Below are 19,746 nucleotides of genomic sequence, written 5' to 3'. Positions count from 1 at the left end.
CCACCTCACCGTTCCCTTCCGGGACACCTCCGCTGGAATTTCGCACATCCGTATTGGCCACCGGGCCAGCGTATAGAAGCATTCGGGCGGCCCGCGATGTGGCGAACCGCCCGGGGCGTGTGACGGGTTCAGCGGTCGAAGTCCGCCAGGACCTCGCGGGCCGCCCTGGACCCGGAAGCCAGGGCGCCCTGGAGCGAGCCGGTCGCCCGGTGGTCACCGCAGACGTACCGGCGTGGGCCGAACCTGGTCGTCCGGATCAGCGGCAGGGGCGGGGCCATGGCGGGCAGCGCGTCGCGAACCGTGTGCCGGCTCACCAGCTGCCAGGTGTCCGTGTCGGCTCCGTACGCATCTGCGAGCGCGGCCCGGACCACTGCCTCCTCCGTGGGATCGGGTGCTCCGAGGACGGAGGTGGCAACGAGTGCGCGGCCGTCGGGGGCGTAGCCGGGGTGCACCTCGCTGAGCACGCAGGTGTTGAGGAACCGCCGCTCCGTGTCGACCAGCAGCGTGGGCTCTCGAAGCGGCGAGCGGTCTGCGGCGTGGTAGAGGGTGGTGACCGTACGGCCCGCGGGCACGCTCAGCCCGGGCAGCAGCCGGACCGCCGCTGCCGGGTTGGTGGCGACGACGACGGCCCGGGCACGGTGTTCCGTACCGTCCGCCAGGGTCACCCCGTCGCCGGTCAGCCGGGAGACAGGGGTTTCGAAGCTGAGAACGCCAGGGGGAAGGAGTCCGGCGAGCTGGGCGGGGACGGCTCCGATGCCGTCGGCGGGCAGGCACAGAGTGCCGCGCACCATGCTGCGCCAGATGAGGTGGAAGAACCGTGAAGAGGTCTCCAAGCCGTCCTCGAGGAACACCCCGGACAGGAACGGCCTGAAGAAGGTCTCGACCAGCCCGTCGGAGATCCCGGCCTCGGCCAGCGCGGTGAGGGTCGTCCGGTCGGGCCGGGCGCGCAGCAGACGCGGCGGCAGGAGCGTGTCCTGCGCCGTGAGGATTCCGAGCGCGGCGAGGTCACGGGCCGTGGCCAGCCGGCCCGGAAGCAGGTCGCGGCTCTCGCGCGGCCGCCGGGTGGGGTCCGTGAAGCGCAGCAGCCGGCCACCGCCCGTGTGCACGAGCACGCCCGGGGTGAAGGGCCGCAGGCGCAGGGGGCGCAGCGCGAGGCGGCGTTTGACCTGCGGGTACGCGGTGTTGAGCACCTGGAAACCGCGGTCGGTGACGAAGCCGGAGGAACGGTCGGTGCGCATGCGCCCGCCGACCGCGTCCGAGGCCTCCAACAGGCCGACGCGGAGCCCTCCTGCCAGCAGGTCGGCGGCGCAGGCGAGGCCGGCGGCGCCCGCACCGACCACGATCACGTCCCGGCCGTTTCCCTGTTCCCGCATCATGCGCGGTCACCTTCGCTTCAGGGTGATGGGCCCTCGGCGATCGGCCCCGGCCCACGCTACGTCGCGTCGCAGGCGGGTCTGCCGGGGGCGCGCCGGGGACGGGCCGCAGCGGACCGGACCCGCTGCGGGCGGGGTGCAGATCCGCGACGTTGAACGGCAGCATGCTCACGCGGAGCTGGGCGGTGATGCCGCGGCCGACCAGCCTGGCCCGATCCAGGGATGCGTGCAGGCCCGCGTAGACCGGTTGCAGGCCGTCACGGAGCTGTCGGCCGATCTCGGTCAGGCGCACGGTCCGGCTGGTGCGGCTGACCAGTTCGGCGCCGATGCGGCGCTACTGCTAGCGCTGCCGCCCGGCTTCGACCGGGCCTCCCTCGCCGGGATGGCGTTGATCGATCCGCTCCACGGCTGAATCCACGGCGGACGGGGCCGGGGCTGCGGGCGTGGCGTCGGGATTTGTGTGGGTTGTCGGGTGATGCTGACGCGGTGCGACTTGATCACGTGTCCTACGCGGTGGCCCGCGACAGCTTCGTCTCGACCGTCCAGTGGATCGGATCGGCCCTCGGCGCCGGGTTCGTCGACGGGGGCGTGCACCCGCGATTCGGCACCCGTAACTTCATCCTCCCGCTGAGCGGCGGCACCTACGTCGAGGTCGTCACCACACTCGACCACCCCGCCGCCGACCGCGCACCCTTCGGCCAGGCGGTCGCGCGCCGCGCCGCCGAGGGTGGCGGCTGGCTCGGTTGGGTGGTCTCCGTCGACGACATCGCCCCGGTCGAGGCCCGCCTCGGCCGCACCTCGGCCGAGGGCCACCGTGTCCGCCCCGACGGGTTCGACCTGAGGTGGAAGCAGATCGGCCTGCTGGAACTGCTGGAGGACCCGGAACTGCCCTACTTCCTTCAGTGGTCGGTCCCCATCGAGGAGCGCCCGAGCGCCGACCCGCGCACCTCCACCACCATCCACGGGGTCTCCATCGCCGGCGACGCCGCCTCCATCGCCGACTTCCTCGGCGAACCGGCCGACCACCCCCTCGACCAGATCGACGTCACCTGGGTCGAGGACGAGGAACCGGGCCTGGTCTCGGTCGAGTTCGCGACCGCCCACGGACCGGTCACGATCTGACCCGGGCCCGATTGCCCCGCGGGAGCAGCCGGATGGAGTCTCCTGGAACCTAGGCGACCCGCTCGGCGGCGGCCTGCGCCCCGTCGCGCTCGGCCTCCAGCAGCTGCCGGCGCGTTGCGCCTCCCGACTTGAGGTGCAGGCTGTACGAGCCGGGCTTCTCCGCCTCGTCGGCCAGGTGCTCGGGGACGTACGTGCACACGGTCTCCTTCAGCTTGGCGCCCAGGCGGCCGTCGACCTTGAACCACACCGCGACGTCCGACCGGTTGGCGAACTGGAAGATGCCGTCGCCCCGGCCCAGGCTGATGCACTGGGCACCGAACGGCTGGTTGAGGGTGGCCGGTTCCTCGCCCGCGATCCGGCTCAGCACTGTGTCCGCTGCGCGCGCACCCAAGGGCATCGCGGCCTGGCAGCTCATCCGCAGCGGCAGGCCCGACGGGGCGGCCGAGTCGCCGGCCGCGACGATGCGTACGTCGTCCACGCTCGTCAGCGTCTCGTCCGTGAGCAGCCGGCCCGCCGCGTTGGTGCTCAGCCCGCTGCGCACGGCCAGGTCCGGCACGGCGAACCCGGCTGCCCAGATGGTCACCGCGCTCGGCACCTCGCGTCCGTCGGCGAGCTGCACGGCGTCGCGGCCGACGGCGGTCACCTCAGTGCCGGGGCCGTCCAGGACGCTCACACCGAGCCGGTTCAGCCGTCCGGCGACCGAGCGGCGCCCCCGGGCGTGGAGGTACGGGCCGAGCACCCCGCCGCAGACCAGGGTGACGGCACGGCCCTGCTCGGCCAGCTCGGCGGCGGTCTCGATGCCGGTCGGTCCGGCCCCGACCACGGTCACCGCGGCTCTTCGCGGGGCCGCGTCGAGGACCGGGCGCAGCCGCTGCGCGTCCTCGAGGGTGGCGAGCGGGTAGGCGAACTCGGCCGCTCCGGGCACGCCCGGGTCGGCGCTGCCGCTGCCCACGGCGTAGACCAGGTAGCCGTAGCCGAGCGTGCCGCCCGAGGCCAGCGCCAGGCTGTGGTCGTCCGCGTCGATCCGCGCCACGGTGTCGACCACCAGCCGGACGCCCCCGGCCGGGACGTCCCGGTAGGCGATGACCGCCGCGTCCGAGCCGCCCACCAGCTGGTGCAGGCGGATCCGGTGGACGAAGTCCGGACGCGGGTTGACCAGCGTCACCGTCACGTCGTGACAGGTCCGGCTGAGTGACCTGCACGACAGAAGGAGGAACAGGAGGGACTAGGAGGAGGAACAGGAGGAGGAATGGGGCGTGGCGGCCGTCAGGCGCCGGCGGGCGGCACCCACTCCACCAGCTGGATCAGCACGCCGTTGGGGTCCGCGAGCTGGAACACCCGCTCGCCCCGGGGCTCTTGGCGCAGCGGCATCAGGATCCGCGCGCCCTCCCGCCGCAGCCGCTCGTACTCGCCGGGCAGGTCGGTGACCGTGAAGGACACCGCCACTTCGGTGCGCGCAGCCGACGGCCCCGGTGCGGGGTTCGGCTCTGGCTCGCCTTGGAGGACGACGAGGTCGGTGGCCGCGTCGTCGCGCGAGAGGTGGATGGTCCCCTCGGCCACCAGCACCTCGCGAAACCCCAGGTGGTCGGTGACCCAGCGGTTCACGATCCGGCTGCGAAATCGGGTGGCGCGAGGGCTCGGGGGCCTCGAAACTGACCTGCTGTGTCCGTGAACCCTCGAGGAGGACCACCCGGTGATACGGGGGACGGTCGGCGGGGCGGAGACCCGGCTGTTCGCCCTGGCTGACGCCGTTGGTTACGCCAAGATCTGGATCTCGGAGCATGGGACACCAACGGCCGCGATTTTCGCGGGCATACAATCCCAGCTTCCGGACCGAAGGAGTCACCGACCGTGATCGTGATAGCCCACCTCAGCGACGTCCACCTCGACGGAGGGGAGCGCGCCGCCGAGCGGACCCGCGCCGTCATGGAGTACCTGGAGGGGCTCCCCTACGAGCTCGACGCGGTGCTGGTGAGCGGGGACATCGCCGATCACGGGCGCCCGGAGGAGTACGAGGAAGCGCGCAAGGCCCTCGGCTCCCGCCACCCGCTGGTCCTCTGCCCCGGGAACCACGACGACCGCGCCGCCTTCCGGCGCGGTCTGCTGGGGGAGGAGTGCCCGTCCGCGGCCCCGGTCGACCAGGTGCTCCGCGGCGAAGGCTTCGTCCTCGCGGTGTGCGATTCGTCCGTACCCGGTGAACACCGCGGGTACCTGGAGGACTCGACGATCGCCTGGCTGGACGGAGTGCTCACCGCCACCCCGCGCGAGGTGCCCGTACTGGTCGCCTTCCACCACCCGCCCGTCCCGCTGCACATCCCGTACGTGGACGGCATCCGGCAGTTCGGCGAGGAGCGGCTGGCGGCGCTGGCCGAGCGGCACCCGCACCTGACGGCGTTCCTGTGCGGGCACGCGCACACCGGCGCGGCGACCACCTTCGCGGGGCGGCCGCTGCTCGTGGCTCCCGGCGTGGTGTCCACGACGCGGCTCCCGTGGGAGGCGGCGTCCGGGGAGAGCGAGTACGTCCACACGGACGAGCCGCCGGCCGTGGCCTTCCACGTGATCGGCGAGGACGGCCGGCTGACGACCCACTACAGGGTGGTCGTGGCCCGCCGGTAGCCGGAGCCGTCGCGGGTCCGGGTGAGGTGCCCCGCGATGACCAGGTACCGCCGCAGCGCCGCGCAGTCCTCGTGGACGCCGAGCAGCAGGCCGTTCACCTCCGGCTCCGTGTAGGCGCGGTCCGCCGCGAAGAGGGTCTCGGTGAGGTGGGTGAGCAACTGCTCGCGGCGGGCCGCCTTGCGCGGGATCGCCGTGAGGCGGCCGTCTGCGGCGAAGAGGTCGGTGACGCCGCGCGGGGTGCGCGTGCTGGTCTCTGCGGTGCTTTGTGACATGGGGTGGAGCTTCACCCGGGCGGTCGCCCCGGGGCAACGCATTTTCCGCACGCGTGAAAAGTGACGGTCGTTCATCTTACTGAGTGGTAGCACCTGCCAGTACCCTCCCCGTGACCGGTTCCTGCCCCCCACGGAGGAGCACGTATGCGACGCCCCACCACGCACACGAGAGCCCGTACGCGAACTGCCGTCGCCACCGCACTGATCGCCCTCGGAGCGGCCCTGCTGACCCCGGCCGCGGCCGCATCAGGGGCCGATGCCCCGGTGCCGCTTCCCATCGCCGACTACTGCGGACAGCAGTGCGCGGACATCCTGCCGCCCGGCCAGAGCGGCAACGCCACCCTCGCGCAGATCCTCGCCCACAAGGCGTTCGGCACGCTGCCCGCCCACACCTCCGACCAACTGGCGCGCTACGACTCGCTGGTGGCCGGCTATCCCGGCCTCACCGACGCCAAGGTCAACGAGTTCTTCAACGACGCCTCCTTCGGCGTCCCGGCCGACCAGGTCGAGTCCACCAGCAGCCCGCGCTCCGACGTCACCATCACCCGGGACAAGAAGAGCGGCGTCCCCCACATCAAGGGCACCACCCGCTACGGGACTTCCTTCGGCGCCGGCTACGCGGCAGCCCAGGACCGGCTCTGGCAGATGGACCTCTTCCGGCACGTCGGCCGGGGCGATCTGACCCCCTTCGCGGGCGGCGCCCTCGCCAACCAGGGCCTGGAACAGCAGTTCTGGCCGCAGGCCCCGTACACCGAGGCGGACCTCCAGGCCCAGGTCGACCGGATCCGCACCGCGGAGGGCGAGCGCGGGCGGCTCGCGATGGAGGACGCGCAGGCGTACATCGACGGCATCAACGCCTACCGGGTGCAGTCCAAGAACGGCCGCTACTTCCCCGGCGAGTACGTGCTGACCGGGCACATCAACTCGATCACCAACGCCGGTGAGATCCAGCCCTTCAAGCTCACCGACCTGATCGCCCTCGCCTCCGTCGTGGGCGGCCTGTTCGGCGGCGGCGGAGGAGGCGAAGTGCAGTCCGCGCTCTCCCTGTTGTCCGCGCAGCAGACGTACGGACTGGAGGAGGGCACCCGGGTCTGGGAGTCCTTCCGGCAGCGCGAGGACCCGGAAGCCGTGCTCACCGTCCACGAGGGGACGAGCTTCCCCTACGCGCAGAAGCCCGCCGTCCCCCAGGGCGCGGCCCTGCCCGACGCCGGCTCGGTCACCGCCGAGCAGCTCGTGTACGACCGTACGGGCTCGGCCGCGACCGCCGCCGCGGCCACCCCGCCGAGGCCGGTGAAGCAGAGCATGTCCAACGCCCTGCTCGTCTCCGGCGCGAAGACCGCGAGCGGCCACCCGGTCGCCGTCTTCGGCCCGCAGACCGGCTACCTCGCGCCCCAACTCCTCATGCTCCAGGAGCTCCAGGGCCCGGGCATCAGCGCGCGCGGCGCCTCCTTCGCGGGCGTCAGCATGTACGTCCAGCTCGGACGCGGCCAGGACTACGCCTGGAGCGCCACCTCGGCCGGCCAGGACATCACCGACACCTTCGCCGTCGAACTGTGCGAGCCCGGCGGCGGCGCCCCCACCAGGACGAGCTCCTCGTACCTCTACCGCGGCACCTGCACGCCCATGGAGAAGCTGGAACACACCAACACCTGGAAGTCCTCCGTCGCGGACCCCACTCCGGGCGGCTCCTACCGGATGCAGGTGTGGCGCACCAACTACGGCATCGTCACGCACCGCGCGACCATCGCGGGCAAGCCCGTGGCCTACACCGCGCTGCGCTCCACGTACCGCCACGAGGCCGACTCGATCATCGGCTTCCAGATGTTCAACGACCCCTCCTACGTGAAGGACGCCCGCACCTTCCAGGAGGCGGCCCGGCACATCGGCTACGCCTTCAACTGGTTCTACGCCGACTCGCGCGAAGCGGCCTACTACAACAGCGGGTCGAACCCGGTGCGTCCGGCCGGAGTCGACCCGGCGCTGCCCATCCAGGGCAAGCAGGCCTACGAATGGCAGGGCTTCGACCCGGCCGCCAACACCGCGGCCTACACCCCGCCCGCCGAGCACCCGCAGTCCATCGGCCAGGACTACTACATCAGTTGGAACAACAAGCAGGCCAAGGGATACGGTGCGGCCGGATTCGGGATGGGCTCCGTCCACCGCGGCGACCTCCTCGACCAGCGCGTCAAACCGCTCGTCGCGGCGGGCGGCGTGACCCGGGCCAAACTGACCCAGGCCATGGCCGACGCGGCCGTCACCGACCTGCGCGCCGAGAACCTGCTCCCCGAACTGCTGGCCGTGCTGCGCAGCGCACCCGTCACCGATCCGGCCGTCGCGGCCGCGATCGACAAGCTCGCCGCCTGGCAGGCCGCGGGCACCGAGCGCAAGGAGACCGCGCGCGGTTCGAAGACGTACGGGCACGCGGACGCCGTACGGATCATGGACGCCTGGTGGCCGCTGCTGGTCGAGGCCGAGTTCAAGCCCGGTCTCGGGGCGCCGCTCTACGACGCGCTGCGCGCCTCGCTGACCATCGACGAGGCGCCCAACGCGGGCCACGGGCCCACCGGTTCGCACGCCGGCTCGGCCTTCCAGTACGGCTGGTGGAGCTATGTGGACAAGGATCTGCGTACGGTGCTCGGCCGCCCGGTGTCCGGACCGCTGGCCCGGACGTACTGCGGGGGAGGCTCCCTCTCCGGGTGCCGGGACGCCATGACGGCAACGCTCAAGCAGGCGGCGGCAGCCACCCCCGCCGCCGTGTATCCGGCGGACGGGATCTGCGCCGCCGGCAACCAGTGGTGCGCGGACGCGATCGTGCAGCGTCCGGTGGGCGGCCTGGCCCACCCGCAGATCAACTGGCAGAACCGGCCCACCTATCAGCAGGTGGTGGAGTTCCCCGCCCACCGCTGAGGCCCACGCGTACGAAGGCCCGCCGGCTCCGGAGTGCTCCGGGGCCGGCGGGCCTCCCCGCGTACGGGGGGTGTCAGGGTGCGACGGTGATCTGCTGTGCGGGGTTGGTGGTGTCGGTGACCTTGTAGACGGCGTTGAAGGTGGACGCCGTCGCGCTCGTCGGGCAGCCGAAGCCGCCGGTGACGGTGACCGGCACCGAGGCGTTGGCGAAGGTCAGGCTCGGCGGGGCGCCGTTCGTCCAGGTCCCGGGAACGCTCGCCGCTCCGGAGGGGGCGGCGGTGACGGTGCAGGAGGCGAGGCCGCTGGTCTGGACGACGAGCCCGCCCGTGGGCACGGTCATGGTGGCGGTGATGGGGGAGCCGTTCTGCATCGACACCGACCAGGCGCCGCTGGTGGTGACCGTGGGGGTCACGCCCCACATGCTCGAGGTGCAGGAGCTGTACGTGGGCGGGGAGATCGGGGAGGAGACGGGCCCCGCCGGGTTGTTGTTGCCGGGGGCGGCCGGCACCGCGCCGGTGGACACCGAGACCGTACAAGTGACGGTGACGGAACCGGCTTTGAGGGTGGCCTTCCCGCTGAGGGTGGCCTTGAAGGCGTGCCCGGCCGGGGTGACGGTGGTCGACCCGGCCAGGGGTAAGGGCAGGGCGGTGGCGGAGACCGGGGCGAGGGACATGGCTCCGGCCGCGGCGGCCGCGGCGAGCGCGAGCGTGGTGGTGCGCGTACGGCTCATGGCTGTGCTCCTTGGGGATCGTGGTGCTGTGAGGGAGCGGGTGTGGGGGGCGGTGTCGTGAGGGGCGGGGCCAGGAGGGGCGGGTCCGTGAGGGCCCCGGGCGCGGATGCCTCCGGGTCCCGTGCGGCGCCGGGGCGCGGGGCGGCGTACGGCTGCCAGGCGAACATGAGGCCGCCGCCGAGGATGCCGAGCAGGGTGCCGATCAGGAACCCGCCGAGGTTCGACAGGACCAGCGCGGCCGTGGCGATGAGGGTGGTGAGGACGCCGGCCAGGGCCCGCTGGGGCGGGGAGAACCAGGCGGTGAGGCCGAGCACGATCATGACGATGCCCATCAGGACCGACGGGATCCCCGCGACCCCCTGCTGGAGCATGATCTTCAGGGGCGCGAGCGGCAGGGCGCAGATCTCGGCCCCGGCCAGGATGGCGAACAGCCCGCCCCAGAAGGGCCGGCCCTGCCGCCAGCGCCGCCAGCGGCTCAGAAGCATTCCTTCTTGCCCTTGCTGATGTTCATGTTCAGCCCGGAGAGCTTGAAGGTGCCCGCGTTGGTGGCCCACGCCGTCTGGTGGAGATCGGTGATGCTGACGGTGTCGGCCTGCTGGGCGAACAGGTCCTGCATGCCCACCGCGTCCGCCGGCCCCTTGTCCAGGGTGGAGGCGTCACGGCCGATCTCGATGTTGGTGAAGACCGCGTCGCCGGAGAGCTGGGTGGCGTCCACGAAGAGGTTGCTCGCCTCGACGGGGGCCTTCTGGCCGGCGGTGAGGTTGAGCGAGATGTCCCCGATGATCGGGAGGGTGGTCACCACGGACTGGCAGAGGCTGTGGAGCTTGGCCTCCCTGATGGCGGTGACCGCCACCGGGATGAGCTCCTCGCGGGCGTTCACGTCCACGCTGCCGTACTGGGCGAAGCCCTCGCCCTCCAGGCTCTTCGCCGACACCTTGAACTGCTGGCCCGAGACGGCGAATGAGGCGGCGAGCGCGCCTTGCGCGAGGGCGATTCCGAGGCCGGCGGTCACGGCGACGGCGGGGACGGTCAGTACGGCGAACCGCCGCCAGCGGACTCTGCCCGCATTGTCGGCCCTCTCGGATAACTTCGGGGAATCTGCCATGAGATCGTCCCTTATGTTCGGCTGTGCACCGTTGTTTGTTACCGACGAGTTGAATGTAAGAGTGCCAATGGGGGTTGGCAAGGTTGCTCGGGCGTACCTTTTCGGCCGAGTCCTACTCGCCGGTCACGCCCCGGGAGGCTCCGTGTGCAGCAGCTCGGCGACCTCGGCGTCCACGCGCCGCGCCATGGCCCGGGCGAACTCGGCGGCCACGACCTCGCCGGCCAGCGGACGCAGCGCCGACACCGCCTCGGTGATGTGCCGCAGGCGCGTGGCCGAAAGCTGCTCCAGCCCCTCCGCTCCGATCACGTGCGCGCTGAACAGCGCGACGAACCGGTCCGCGACCGCGGCCGCCTGCGTCTGTACGAAGTCACCCGCGTCCAGGACCTCCGCGAGCGGAACCCCCGCCCGCACCAGCGTCACCGTCGCCTCCAGCAGCCGCCGGCTGCGGTGCGTCACCAGGTCCCCGTCGATCGTCACGTACCCCAGCTCGGCTGCCCGCCGGGTGTCCTCGGGGGAGGCGGTCGGGCCGAACAGCTTCCGCAGCTCGCCGCGCGACATCACGACCGGCTCCTCCTGCTCCCAGTCGCGGGTCATCTCCCGCTCCAGGCCCAGCAGTTGGGACAGCCCGCCGCCCTGTTCCCAGGCCGCCAGCAGCTCGGCTATGCCGTTGACGGTGTAGCCGCGCCCCAACAGGTCGTTGATCAGCCGCAGTCGGGTGAGGTGGTCGTCGGAGTACCAGGCGATCCGCCCCTCCCGGCGTGGCGGCGGGAGGAGCCCGCGCTCCTGGTAGTAGCGCAGGTTGCGCACCTTGACCCCGGCCGCGCGGGCCAGTTCGTCCCGGCGGTAGTGCCCGCCGACGGCCGCGTCCTGATCCACCTGACTGCTCACGCGGCCGAGTGTAGGACGCGGCGACGGGCCTACCGGCGAGTTAGCGCACGGCGGTCGGAAGATCGCCGCACAGGGTGTACCGGCAGGTCACGCGCCGCGGGGCTGCTCGCGCCGCTTGACCGCCCGCAGGACGACGAACTTCGGCTCGCTCGCGGCGACTTCGCTGTTGCCGAAGAGGCGGCGCAGGTGGGTGTGGTACCCCATGTGACGGTTGGCCACCACCCACAGCTCGCCGCCCGGCCGCAGCACCTTGCGCGACTGCGCGAACATCCGCAGCGCCGTCGCGTCGGTCGTCGCCTGGTGGGAGTGGAAGGGCGGATTGCAGAGCACCAGGTCCACCGAACCGGGCGGCAGCATCGAGACGCCGTCCCCGACGATGAACTCGGCGCGGTCCAGGCGTCCTTGGATGTTGGCGCGGTACGTGGCCTCGGCCGAGGCCACCGCCTGGTACGACTCGTCCGTGAAGACGACCTCGGCCTCCGGGTCGGCCACCGCGACCGCCGTGCCGACGATGCCGTTGCCGCAGCCCAGGTCGACGACGCGGGCCCCGTCGGTGTTGGTCGGAATGCTCTGCAGGAAGAAGCGGGTGCCGACGTCGAGGCGGTCCGCGCAGAAGATCCCGGCGTGGTTGACCACGGACAGACCGGAGCCCGACCCGGCGTCCTGGTCGACGGTGTACGTCACCGGCCACGGGCCGTCGGTCCGGGGATGCGCGGCTCCGGGGTTCCCGGGCGTGCAGAAGATCAGCCGGGCCTTCTTCTCGGCCAGCGAGGTCTTCGTCGGACCGAGGATCTTCTCGAAGAGCCGCAGGGTGGAGGTGTGGATCTCCTTCACCATGCCGGTGCCGACGACCACGGTGCCCGCGTGCACGTGCGGGGCCAGGCGGTAGAGCATGTCCTCCAGCAGCGCCAGGCTCTTCGGTACCCGCACCAGGAGCACGTCGATCCGCTCCGGCGGCGCGTCCTGCGTCGTCAGGAGCGTCACGGTGCTCTTGGCGGTCCCGATGCCGTTGCGGTCCAGATTGGCCGCGGTGGCGGAGCGGGTCAGGCTGGAGTCGGTGATCTGGGTGGGGTGGTGCGCGGCCAGCGCCGTCGTCAGCGCTCCCCAGCGGTCACCGATCACGGTGATCTGCCCGGCGCCGGCCAGATCCACCGGGCCGCGTTCACCCGTACCGGACTCGAGGTGGCGCAGCAGGTACTCGTCGGCGGCGTCCCATGCGAAGAGCCGGTCGCGCGGGTCCTCGGGGAAGCGGGCGAGCTCGTAGGAGCCGAAGGGCGTGGTCAGACGGTTCATATTGCCCCCAGGCTAACCGAGGGACAGGCCCGGTCCCGCACGGGCGGGGCCGGGAGAGTGGGCGAAGCGGCACCCGGCCATGCGACAGCCCGGGTCCGGACGCGGTCCGGACCCGGTGGGCAGCGCTCCGCGCCAGGGCCTCTGCGCTACCGCTGCTCCGGGAAGTCCCCGGCCATCGCGGCGGCGATCCGCAGGTACGGAGCCGCCTCGGCGGCCCGGCCCTGACGCTCCAGGGTCCGCCCGAGCATCAGCTGCGCGTAGTCCTCCACGGGCCAGCGCTCCAGAAGGGCACGGAGCTCGCGCTCGGCCTTGGAGAGCTGGGCGGAGTGGTAGTAGGCGCGGGCCAGCAGCAGCCGCGGAGCCAGCAGCTCGGGGGCCTCGGCCGCCACGCCGTGCAGGACGCGGGCGGCGTTCGCGTACTCCTTCGCCTCGAAGAAGAGCCGGCCGCGGTCCCAGCGCTCGGCGGCGGTCCCGTGCTCCAGGTAGCCCTGCTTCGCGTCGATCGCGCCCGCCGCGCCCATCACGTCCATCGCGCTGCTCAGGTCCATCGGATCCCTTCCGCCATACAGGTGCCCTACCGAGCCGAGCTCTGCCCGCTCCCCGGCCCGTCATTCGGTCCGCCTGCTCAACACGTGGATCCGTACGCACATTCCCATGACCTCGGCGGCGGCGCCGGGGCTAAGTTGTGCGGTATGAGCAATCTCGATCGCCAGCCCGCTCTCTCCACCTGCGGCGGCCGCGGGTTCGTCGTCGCCGAGCCCGTGCGCGAGCTCCTGAGCCCGCGCACCGTCAAACTCGGCGAGTCCACCGAGGTCCGCCGGCTCCTGCCGAACCTGGGCCGCCGCATGGTCGGCGCCTGGTGCTTCGTCGACCACTACGGCCCGGACGACATCGCCGACGAGCCCGGCATGGCGGTGGCCCCGCACCCCCATTCGGGGCTCCAGACGGTCAGCTGGCTCCACGAGGGCGAGGTCCTGCACCGCGACAGCGTCGGCAGCCTGGCGACGATCCGCCCGCGCGAGCTCGGCCTGATGACCTCCGGCCGGGGCATCAGCCACTCGGAGGAGAGCCCGCGCCCGCACGCCCGCTTCCTGCACGGCGCGCAGCTGTGGGTGGCCCTCCCGGACGCGCACCGCGACGTGGACCCGCACTTCCAGCACCATGCGGACCTCCCGCAGGTCAGCGCCCCGGGCCTGACCGCGACGGTCATCCTGGGCACCCTGGACTCGGCGACCTCGCCCGGAACCGCGTACAGCCCGATCGTCGGCGCGGACCTGGCCCTGGCGGCGGGCACGGAGACCAGGCTCCCGCTGAACCCGGACTTCGAGTACGCGGTCCTGTCGATGTCGGGCGAAGCCCACGTGGACGGCGTCCCGGTCCTCCCGGGCGCCATGCTCTACCTCGGCTGCGGCCGCACGGACCTCCCCCTGCGCGCGGTCTCGGACGCCGGCCTGATGCTGCTGGGCGGCGAGCCGTTCGAGGAGGAGATCGTGATGTTCTGGAACTGGATCGGGCGCTCCAACGAGGAGGTCGTACAAGCCCGCAAGGACTGGATGGAAGGCTCCCGCTACGGCGAAGTGAAGGGCTACGACGGCCCTCCGATCCCGGCTCCCGGGCTCCCGCCGGTGCCGCTGAAAGCGCGTGGACGCGTACGCTGACCTGTGTGTTTATGGATCAGCTCGATCGGTCGGGATTGGCTGGTGAGAGGGGGAGGCTCCGGCGGAGATCGTTCCGCCGGAGGGAGCGGCGAGGTCCCGGGAGGTCCTCTTCGGGGCTCCCGCCGGTTCCCATGTGTGACCAGCTGGGGTCAGCTTTGCCCGGATCAATGCTGACCTAATGCTGACTTATGTGACCATCCGTCAGATGTCTTGGTGGCTTCCGGGGGTCGCGAAGGAGTCCTGGCCCGCGTCCTCGGCTCGGCGCGCCAGGTTGTACGGAGCGTAGTCGTCCGAGGTTTCGCCTCATGGTGGTGCCAAGCGAAGACATACTCGACCTGGCCACACGGACGCCCCGGGGCGAACTCGTGGCCTCCTCTCTACCCCGACGCGCGCGCGGATCCCGCACGCCCTCCTCCACACCGGCCAGGCATGGAAGCGCTCACCACCAGGCGCCGGCGGACAGCGGTCCGACCGGCAGCCTGGCGAGGGAGCCGATGTCGGATGCGCGCGCCCCGCCTTCGCTCTCCCAGGCGTCTTCCCGGTTCCGGAGGTCGGGCCTTCGGCCGATGACTCCTTCGGCGGCGATCAGCGCGCGGCAGGTCAGGACGCTGCCGGGGACGGCGGCGGCGGCCATCAGGCGGGCCGCGGCGGCGGGTGCGGTCTGGGGCGGTACGACGAGGAGGTCCCAGCGGCCGACGGTGTAGGAGAACAGGACCAGCTTGTCGGGGTCCTGTTCGGTGAACCAGCCCACGTGCAGGGTGTGTCCGGCGACGGGCACCTTGTGCGGGATGACGGGCCAGCGGGTGGGGTTCACGGTGACGCGGGTGATGCGCCCCCAGCGCTCTGCCAAGGCGGCGACGAGAACGGGGAGTTCGGCTGCGAGGTCACGGGAGCGGGGCCACCAGGCGCCGTCCAGCTGCCCGGCGAGGGTGGTCTTTGGCGTGAGCACGAGGCGAGCGGGGCGAGGAGGCGCGGCAGCGGAAGGCGCGGGTGGCGTGGCAGGTGCGGTGCGTTCAAGGATGACGGTCATGGTGGAGACCTGTCCCCGGGCCGCCCGCAGTTCGACGGTCCGGCGTATTGATCGCCGGAAATGACACCTGAGTTGCATCCGATGCGCGAAATACTCCCGGTAGCTCCATTCTACGCTGGTGCGGAGATCGAAAGGGGTTCTGATCAGGTACTTTCGCTGAGGCGGAGCGTTTGCGCCCCGGCCGTCTGCGCGACCGACGTGGTCAGCGCGCAGTTGACGTCGACCACGCCTTTCACGGCGCGTGCGAGACGTGCTGCCACCGGAATGAGTGATGCGTCGAGGATGCCGCCGGAGAGGGTGACTACGCCGTGGTGGACGTCGACCCGCACCCTGTGCTGTGCAAGGGGGAACAGTCGGCCGACCACCTCGCGCCGTATCTCGTCCGCGAGTTCACTGTCCGGGCGCAGGAACACCTTGAGCAGATCGGTGCGACTGACGATGCCCTGGAGGGTGCCGGCCGGGTCGACGACCAGTAGTCGTTTGATGTTCCGTTCCGCCATGAGCCGGGCCGCCTGGGCCAGGGTGGTGTCGGGCCGAACGGTGACGGCGGGAGCCGTCATCAGGTCCTTGGCCAGGGTTGAGCCGGCCTTCAGCGTGTCACCGAGCCGCCGCATCTGCTCGATGAGACCGGCGTCGTGATCGCGGAACTCCTCTTTCGGAAGCAGGTCGGCTTCCGAGACCACGCCGATGACCCTGGCCGCGCGATTGCCCTCGCCCCCGCCTTCGATGACCGGTACTGCCGTCACTCGCCACTGCTTCATGACGGCGACGATCTCCTTGAACTCGGCGAGGGGCGTGACGCTGACGACGGTTCTCGTCATCACGTCGCGGACGAGACGTGGACTGGAGGTCATGGCGTGGTGGTCCTCAATGAGAAGGCGAAGGGTTCCCGGGGCCGTCCCGGAGATCGGCGGCCGTCCCCCGGTGAAAGAGACCCTCCATCCACCATCACACCTCCACGGCACGGGCCGGAGGGGCCTGTCGGGCCCCGGTGCGGGACCGTCCGGCCCTGTCCGGGAACCGGGCGGCGGGGACAACCTGAGGTGACCTTTGCCGGAGCGCGGGAGATATGAAGAGGTGGCGTCATGAAGGCACTCGTCTTCCAGGGACCGGGAAGCACCGCGTGGCAGGAGGTGCCGGATCCGGCGATCAAGGATCCCGCCGACGTGATCGTGCGCGTCGACGCGGTGACCATCTGCGGTACGGACCTGCACATCGTCAAGGGTGACCTGCCGGAGGTGACTCCAGGCCGTGTGCTCGGTCACGAGGCCGTGGGCACGGTGGTGGAGAGTGGCGGTGACGTCCGTTCGGTGCGCCCCGGCGACCGGGTCCTGGTCTCCTGCATCTCCTCGTGCGGCCGGTGCCGGTTCTGCCGCGAGAGCCGCTACGGGCAGTGCCGCGGGGGCGGTGGCTGGGTGCTCGGGCACACCATCGACGGCACGCAGGCCGAGTACGTCCGCGTGCCGTTCGCCGACCTTTCCGTGCACCCGCTGCCGAGCACGGTCGACAGCGCCGACGCCGTCCTGCTCGCGGACATCTTCCCCACCTCCTACGAGGTGGGGGTGCTGAACGGCAACGTGCGGCCCGGGGACACCGTCGTCGTGGTCGGCGCCGGTCCCGTGGGACTCGCGGCCATTGCCACGGCACGGTTGTACTCGCCGGCCCGCGTCATCGCCGTCGATCTCGCGCCGTCCCGGCTGGCGACGGCGCGCGAGCTGGGGGCGGACGCGGTCGTGAACGCCGCCGAGGAACCGGAAATGCTCGTGGGCGACCTGACCGACGGACTCGGCGCGGACGTGGTCATGGAGGCCGTCGGCGTGCCCGAAACCTTCGAGATGTGCACCCGCATGGTCCGCCCCGGCGGCCGGGTCGCGAACATCGGCGTCCACGGCAAGCCGGCGACCCTGCACCTCGAAGACCTGTGGATCAAAGACGTCACCATCACCACCGGGCTCGTGGACACCTCCTCCACGCCGATGCTGCTGCGCATGCTGGCGGCCGGCCGGCTGCCGACCTCGTCGCTGATCACCCATCGCTTCGAGCTGGGACAGATGGAAGAGGCGTACGAAGTGTTCTCCCGTGCCGGTGAGACGGGCGCGCTGAAGGTCGTGCTGGGCGGGCCGCGCCACGACGACCTGGCCGTATCGAACCCGTCGCGCGTCCAGAGGGCGTGACGGGTTCGGTGCGGACGCTGGGGCCGGTCGGCCCCCTCCTCTGTCCCTGTCGGCCCTGCCAAGCGATCTTCCCACCGGGTGATTCTGGAGTGCGGACCTGTTCCGGGTCTCGCTCCCGAAGAGGTGATCCACCATGCCTCGGATCCAGATCTCGGCACCCCGGCCACGGCCGCACCGCCCCTCGCCCCTTGACCTGCGCATGCCGTCGGGGCGCGTCCTGCCGTACTGAGAATGCAGGAAGAGAGACAGGCCCATGAGCACACAGCGGGTACTGGTCGCCTACGGCAGCAAGCACGGTGCGACCGCCGGCATCGCGGAGGAGATCGGCAGGTCACTGCGCGACGACGGCTTCGAGGTGGTCGTCGCGCCCGCCCAGGACGTGGACGATGTCCGCGGCTACGACGGCGTGGTCCTGGGCGGTTCGCTGTACGCCGGCCGCTGGAACAACAGGGCCCGTCGCTGCGCCGAACGCAACGGCGAACACCTGCGCCACCGCCCGGTGTGGCTGTTCAGCAGTGGTCCGGTGGACAGTTCTGCCGAGCAGCGGAACCTGACACCCGTACGGGACGCGGCCCGGGCGATGGAGATCTCGGCGCCCGCGAGCACGTGACGTTCGGCGGCAGCATCACGGACACGACCCCCGGTCTGCTCGCACGGATCCTGGTGCGCCAGGGCCGGGCCGGGGACTTCCGCGATCCTGAGCGGATCCGCGCCTGGGCCCGCCGGATCGGCGCCGAACTCGCGACGACTCACTGAACGCACCCCACAGCACAGCAGTCGGCGCCGCCGTGCGGAGAACGTCCTCCGCGCGGCGGCGCCGACTTTCGGTCACATGGTCTTGACCGCTCGCGCTCCGTTCGGCGGGGACGGGCTGGCGAGCGGCGTGGTGATCTCCGCCGTGCGCGGTGTCTGGAGCGTCGCGGCCGCGGTCTCGCGGGCGAGGAAGGCGCCGAGTTCGCCGATGGTGCTCATGAGCGGTGCGGGGAAGACCACGGTGGTGTTCTTGTCGACGCCGATCTCCACGAGGCTCTGCAGGTTGCGCAGTTGCAGGGCGAGGGGGTGGGCCATCATGGTGTCGGAGGCGTCGCCGAGTGCAGCGGCGGCCAGCGACTCGCCCTCCGCGTTGATGATCTTGGCCCTCTTCTCCCGTTCGGCCTCGGCCTGGCGGGCCATCGCGCGCTTCATGCTGTCGGGCAGCTGGATGTCCTTCAGTTCGACGAGGGTGACCTCCACGCCCCATTCGGCGGTGGTGACGTCGAGGATCTCGCGGATGTCGAGGTTGATGCGGTCGGTCTCCGAGAGGGTCTCGTCGAGGGTGTGCTGGCCGACGACCTTGCGCAGGGTGGTCTGGGCGATCTGATTGATGGCCGCGCCCACGTTCTCGATGGCGATGACCGACTTCACGGCGTCGACGACGCGGAAGTAGGCGACCGCGGAGACGTCGACGCTGACGTTGTCCCGGGTGATGATGCCCTGGGACTGGATGGGCATGGTGACGATCCGCAGGGACACCCGGTGTAGGACGTCCGCGAACGGCACGATGACCCGCAGGCCCGGCGCGCGGGTCCCGACGAGCCGGCCGAAGCGGAACAGCACGCCCTGCTCGTACTGCTTGACGATCTTCAGGGCCATCGTCAGCCCTATCAGGGCGACCACGGCCAGGGCGATCAGGGCGAAGATCAGGACTTCCATGAAGGTGCTCCTCACGAAGTGCGGTGGCGGAGCAAGGGGATGGCCCGGGTCCGTCTGCAGGGCTCCGTACGGGTGTGACCGGGTGCGGCGAGCCTGCCTCGTTTCCATGCTCGCGCGGTGCGGGTGGGGCGGGCAGGGGCCGAACGGTCCACATCCTGCATCAGCGGCGACCGTCTGCGGTGCTGCGGTCCGGCGGAGCGGTGCGGGTGTGGGTGTCGTGGGAGTGGGCCGTGAGCCGGTCGATGACCGCGACCACACCGTCCAACTGTCCGGCGAGCCGGAGCGCGATGGGAATCTGGCTGCTCCTGGGCAGTCGGCCGTCCAAGGTGACGACCCCGTCCACGACACCCACGCTCACGGCATCGCTACCGATACCCATCGTGTCCGCCAGCACCTCCTCGACGAGCACGCGGCGGATCTCGTGGTCGGGGCGCAGAAACACGCGGAGCAGGTCCCGTCGCGTCACGATGCCGACCAGGCGGTCCTCCTCGTCGACGACCGGCAGCCGCGTCACCCCGCGTCGGGTAATGAGGCGGGCGGCCTCGGTGACGGTCTGTTCGGCGTGGACCGTGACAGCCGGCGCGGTCATCAAGTCTTCAGCGGCGAGGTGGTCTTGGACGAGCAGATCGGTCCGCGAGATGACCCCGAGGACGCGCTCGTCCGCGTCCAGGACCGGCATGCCGCTGATGTCGTGTTCGACGAGCAGCGCGGCCACGTCCGCGGACGGAGTCCTCCCGAGGACCGAGACGACCTCGTCGGTCATCAGGAAGCCGACCTTGGCGTGCTTCATCTGTGGCCCTCCTGTCGGCTTCGGCCAGTGAGCGCATCGTGCGGAGCGCCCTCACCAGCCACCATCCGCCGCGTCCGCCCGCAGGGCGAGGGCCGA

Annotated in this window: 21 protein-coding genes and 1 pseudogene; 8 read left to right on the top strand and 14 right to left on the bottom strand. The window is 71.4% G+C overall.

Going from position 1 to position 19,746, the window contains the following annotated elements; genetic code table 11:
- Positions 1-128: 128 nt before the first annotated feature.
- Positions 129-1,376, bottom strand: coding sequence for an NAD(P)/FAD-dependent oxidoreductase (locus tag ACODT5_RS07140; protein WP_422518332.1), 1,248 nt, complete (start codon positions 1,374-1,376; stop codon positions 129-131).
- Positions 1,377-1,509: 133 nt separating this feature from the next.
- Here ACODT5_RS07140 and ACODT5_RS07135 point away from each other — a divergent pair, with 133 nt between their 5' ends.
- Together ACODT5_RS07135 and ACODT5_RS07130 are read left to right on the top strand one after the other, a co-directional pair.
- A complete protein-coding gene (locus ACODT5_RS07135) occupies positions 1,510-1,785 on the top strand; it encodes a hypothetical protein (protein WP_422518331.1) in 276 nt (91 codons plus the stop codon).
- 74 nt (positions 1,786-1,859) lie between these two features.
- On the top strand, positions 1,860-2,495 hold the full coding sequence (locus ACODT5_RS07130; protein WP_422518330.1) for a VOC family protein: 636 nt from the start codon (positions 1,860-1,862) through the stop codon (positions 2,493-2,495).
- 49 nt (positions 2,496-2,544) lie between these two features.
- On the opposite strand, the pseudogene ACODT5_RS07125 reads toward ACODT5_RS07130, so the two are convergent.
- Both ACODT5_RS07125 and ACODT5_RS07120 read right to left on the bottom strand, forming a co-directional pair.
- Positions 2,545-3,669 (bottom strand): annotated as a pseudogene (locus tag ACODT5_RS07125) (NAD(P)/FAD-dependent oxidoreductase); the annotation flags it as partial.
- A 92-nt stretch (positions 3,670-3,761) separates the two neighbouring features.
- Positions 3,762-4,100: a VOC family protein gene (locus ACODT5_RS07120; protein ID WP_422518329.1), complete on the bottom strand. Its 339-nt coding sequence runs from the start codon at positions 4,098-4,100 to the stop codon at positions 3,762-3,764.
- Positions 4,101-4,346: 246 nt separating this feature from the next.
- On the opposite strand from ACODT5_RS07120, the gene ACODT5_RS07115 reads away from it, so the two are divergent.
- Positions 4,347-5,111: a phosphodiesterase gene (locus ACODT5_RS07115; protein ID WP_422518328.1), complete on the top strand. Its 765-nt coding sequence runs from the start codon at positions 4,347-4,349 to the stop codon at positions 5,109-5,111.
- Here the strand turns inward: ACODT5_RS07115 and ACODT5_RS07110 are convergent.
- Positions 5,084-5,383, bottom strand: a complete 300-nt coding sequence (locus ACODT5_RS07110) for a DUF2087 domain-containing protein (RefSeq protein ID WP_422518327.1) — start codon at positions 5,381-5,383, stop codon at positions 5,084-5,086. The two genes, ACODT5_RS07115 and ACODT5_RS07110, sit on opposite strands and share 28 nt — an antisense overlap.
- A 144-nt stretch (positions 5,384-5,527) precedes the next feature.
- Between ACODT5_RS07110 and ACODT5_RS07105 the strand changes: the two genes are divergently transcribed.
- Positions 5,528-8,290, top strand: a complete 2,763-nt coding sequence (locus ACODT5_RS07105; RefSeq protein WP_422518326.1) for a penicillin acylase family protein — start codon at positions 5,528-5,530, stop codon at positions 8,288-8,290.
- Positions 8,291-8,363: 73 nt separating this feature from the next.
- On the opposite strand, the gene ACODT5_RS07100 is transcribed toward ACODT5_RS07105, so the two are convergent.
- The 6 genes from ACODT5_RS07100 to ACODT5_RS07075 all read right to left on the bottom strand — a co-directional run bounded on the left by ACODT5_RS07100 (position 8,364) and on the right by ACODT5_RS07075 (position 12,827).
- Positions 8,364-9,020, bottom strand: coding sequence for a hypothetical protein (locus ACODT5_RS07100; protein ID WP_422518325.1), 657 nt, complete (start codon positions 9,018-9,020; stop codon positions 8,364-8,366).
- Entirely contained in the window at positions 9,017-9,505 is a 489-nt protein-coding gene (locus tag ACODT5_RS07095) for a DUF6114 domain-containing protein (RefSeq protein ID WP_422518324.1), read from the bottom strand. Before ACODT5_RS07095 ends, ACODT5_RS07100 begins: the two co-directional genes overlap by 4 nt.
- Complete coding sequence (locus tag ACODT5_RS07090; protein WP_422518323.1) at positions 9,496-10,125, bottom strand: DUF6230 family protein; 630 nt, start codon at positions 10,123-10,125, stop codon at positions 9,496-9,498. Before ACODT5_RS07090 ends, ACODT5_RS07095 begins: the two co-directional genes overlap by 10 nt.
- Positions 10,126-10,248: 123 nt before the next feature.
- Positions 10,249-11,013: a MerR family transcriptional regulator gene (locus ACODT5_RS07085; protein ID WP_422518322.1), complete on the bottom strand. Its 765-nt coding sequence runs from the start codon at positions 11,011-11,013 to the stop codon at positions 10,249-10,251.
- 87 nt (positions 11,014-11,100) lie between these two features.
- Positions 11,101-12,297: a methyltransferase gene (locus ACODT5_RS07080; RefSeq protein WP_422519578.1), complete on the bottom strand. Its 1,197-nt coding sequence runs from the start codon at positions 12,295-12,297 to the stop codon at positions 11,101-11,103.
- 155 nt (positions 12,298-12,452) lie between these two features.
- Positions 12,453-12,827 carry a tetratricopeptide repeat protein gene (locus ACODT5_RS07075; RefSeq protein ID WP_422519577.1) on the bottom strand — a complete coding sequence of 125 codons (375 nt, stop codon included), beginning with the start codon at positions 12,825-12,827 and terminating at the stop codon, positions 12,453-12,455.
- Between the two features lie 171 nt (positions 12,828-12,998).
- Here ACODT5_RS07075 and ACODT5_RS07070 point away from each other — a divergent pair, with 171 nt between their 5' ends.
- The gene (locus tag ACODT5_RS07070) at positions 12,999-13,964 is read left to right on the top strand and encodes a pirin family protein (RefSeq protein WP_422518321.1); all 966 of its coding nucleotides are present in this window, start codon (positions 12,999-13,001) and stop codon (positions 13,962-13,964) included.
- A gap of 439 nt (positions 13,965-14,403) precedes the next feature.
- Here the strand turns inward: ACODT5_RS07070 and ACODT5_RS07065 are convergent, their stop codons facing one another.
- Positions 14,404-14,994: a DUF5994 family protein gene (locus ACODT5_RS07065; protein ID WP_422518320.1), complete on the bottom strand. Its 591-nt coding sequence runs from the start codon at positions 14,992-14,994 to the stop codon at positions 14,404-14,406.
- A gap of 143 nt (positions 14,995-15,137) precedes the next feature.
- Positions 15,138-15,848, bottom strand: coding sequence for a CBS domain-containing protein (locus ACODT5_RS07060; RefSeq protein ID WP_422518319.1), 711 nt, complete (start codon positions 15,846-15,848; stop codon positions 15,138-15,140).
- 231 nt (positions 15,849-16,079) lie between these two features.
- Between ACODT5_RS07060 and ACODT5_RS07055 the strand changes: the two genes are divergently transcribed.
- From ACODT5_RS07055 to ACODT5_RS07045, 3 genes are all read left to right on the top strand, one after another.
- Entirely contained in the window at positions 16,080-17,168 is a 1,089-nt protein-coding gene (locus ACODT5_RS07055; protein WP_422518318.1) for a zinc-dependent alcohol dehydrogenase family protein, read from the top strand.
- Positions 17,169-17,421: 253 nt separating this feature from the next.
- Positions 17,422-17,778 carry a flavodoxin domain-containing protein gene (locus ACODT5_RS07050; RefSeq protein ID WP_422518317.1) on the top strand — a complete coding sequence of 119 codons (357 nt, stop codon included), beginning with the start codon at positions 17,422-17,424 and terminating at the stop codon, positions 17,776-17,778.
- Positions 17,775-17,924, top strand: coding sequence for a hypothetical protein (locus tag ACODT5_RS07045; protein ID WP_422518316.1), 150 nt, complete (start codon positions 17,775-17,777; stop codon positions 17,922-17,924). The genes ACODT5_RS07050 and ACODT5_RS07045 overlap by 4 nt, the downstream gene beginning before the upstream one ends.
- 72 nt (positions 17,925-17,996) lie before the next feature.
- On the opposite strand, the gene ACODT5_RS07040 is transcribed toward ACODT5_RS07045, so the two are convergent.
- Together ACODT5_RS07040 and ACODT5_RS07035 are read right to left on the bottom strand one after the other, a co-directional pair.
- Positions 17,997-18,860: a slipin family protein gene (locus ACODT5_RS07040; protein ID WP_422518315.1), complete on the bottom strand. Its 864-nt coding sequence runs from the start codon at positions 18,858-18,860 to the stop codon at positions 17,997-17,999.
- A 160-nt stretch (positions 18,861-19,020) separates the two neighbouring features.
- On the bottom strand, positions 19,021-19,650 hold the full coding sequence (locus ACODT5_RS07035; RefSeq protein WP_422518314.1) for a CBS domain-containing protein: 630 nt from the start codon (positions 19,648-19,650) through the stop codon (positions 19,021-19,023).
- Between the last annotated feature and the right edge of the window lie 96 nt (positions 19,651-19,746).

The sequence above is a fragment of the Streptomyces tatrensis genome (genome assembly GCF_049310065.1).
Classification (GTDB): Bacteria; Actinomycetota; Actinomycetes; order Streptomycetales; family Streptomycetaceae; genus Streptomyces.
The sequence above is the reverse complement of the archived record's forward strand: the minus strand, read 5'-3'. Positions and strand labels throughout refer to the sequence as shown.